2 protein-coding genes are annotated in these 1,602 nt (G+C 45.6%); both read left to right on the forward strand.

Features of this window, described 5'->3' with window-relative positions:
• The first annotated feature begins 134 nt into the window (after window positions 1-134).
• Window positions 135-1,067, forward strand: coding sequence for a 5-dehydro-4-deoxyglucarate dehydratase (gene kdgD, locus VP97_RS22955; protein ID WP_050184508.1), 933 nt, complete (start codon window positions 135-137; stop codon window positions 1,065-1,067).
• A 17-nt stretch (window positions 1,068-1,084) separates the two neighbouring features.
• Window positions 1,085-1,602 (forward strand): aldehyde dehydrogenase family protein (locus VP97_RS22960; protein ID WP_156153609.1); only part of this gene is annotated, 518 nt, incomplete at its 3' end.

A 1,602-nucleotide genomic window follows, 5' to 3' on the forward strand; every position in this document is an offset into this window, starting at 1 on the left:
GTTTTTTGTTAAAACTGCTATATTATCAGAAGAAAGTCGGCAATTTAAGCTTAATTTTTAGAAAATTAAATTATAAGTTGACCAATAAATCAATTTGTCATACAATAAAACAAACAATACAAGGGGGATATACCATGACTCAAAATCGTCAGGCACCGACCGGGATTTTAGGATTCCCGATTGCACCTTTTACAAAAAACAATCAGCTGGATGAACAGGCACTGGCTCAAAATGTACAGGATCTACTGGATGATGGATTGGAAGCGATCTTTGTTGCCTGTGCTGCAGCGGAATATCCATCATTAAACAAAAGTGAATATGAAACAATGGTGGACATTGCCGTATCAGTGACCGCTGGAAAAGTACCGGTCTACACAGGCGTAGGAGGCAACATTCAAACGTCCCTGGAACTGGCCAAAATCTCAGCCGACAAAGGCGCAGACGGCTATTTGATTCTGCCGCCGTACCTTGTACCGGGCGAACAGACAGGACAGGCTGCTTACTTTAAAGCGATTGCTGAAAGCACAGATTTAAACGCGATTGTCTACCAGCGTGACAATATCTCTTTTTCGATCTCTACTTTGGAAACGCTTGCTCAAGTGCCGCAGGTAGTAGGTGTCAAAGACGGCCTTGGCAATATGGAGCTAAATACACTGCTTACCCAGACATTCGGAGACCGTTTTGGCTGGCTGAACGGCATGCCGCTGGCGGAAGTGACGATGCCGGCGTATACCCCATTAGGCTTTGATTCCTATTCATCGGCCATCTCGAACTATATTCCGCATATCTCCCGGAAGTTCTACACAAGCCTGCTAAATGGGGACCAGGAAACGGTTCGTGAGATCTTTAAGCATGTGATTCTGCCAATCCACAATATCCGCTGTAAGCGCAAAGGCTATGCCGTTTCGCTTATTAAAGCAGGTATGGAGATTATGGGGAAACCGGTTGGCGAAACGGTAAGACTGCCAATCCTTCCGGTTGAAAAAGAACATTATACAGAAATGGAAACGATCCTAAAAAATGCACTGGATCGTTTTCCAAAAGAAACAGCTGTACAATCAATCTAACAAAAGGCGGGATCATGATGACAACAACAGTCCAAACCAAAACATACTTGAATTTTATCAATGGCGAATGGGTTCCTTCCGTGTCAAATGAAGTGGAAAAAAGCTTGAATCCAGCAGACAGAAAGGAAGTCGTCGGCTATGTGCAAAAATCAACAGCCGATGATTTGAACCAGGCAGTGGCCGCAGCGAAAGCAGCGAAAGAAAGCTGGCGCAAGCTGTCAGGCGCAGCCCGTGGAGAATACCTGTTTAAAGCAGCTTACATCTTAGAAAAAAGAATCGATGACATTGCCGAATGTGCGACACGGGAAATGGGCAAAACCTTTGCGGAAGCGAAAGGCGAAACAGCTCGCGGCATTGCCATCTTAAAATATTATGCAGGGGAAGGCATGCGTAAAGTCGGCGATGTGATTCCATCTACAGACAGCTCCGCTCTTATGTTTACAACGCGTGTACCGCTTGGTGTGGTCGGCGTCATTACGCCGTGGAACTTCCCGATTGCCATTCCGATCTGGAAAATGGCACCAGCGCTTGTATA

It is taken from the genome of Domibacillus robiginosus (assembly GCF_000966195.1).
GTDB classification, from domain to species: Bacteria; Bacillota; Bacilli; order Bacillales; family Domibacillaceae; genus Domibacillus; species Domibacillus robiginosus.

Coding starts and splice junctions, on each gene's coding strand:
- kdgD (WP_050184508.1), top strand. CDS start 135: ATGACTCAAAATCGTCAGGCACCGACCGGGATTTTAGGATTCCCGATT.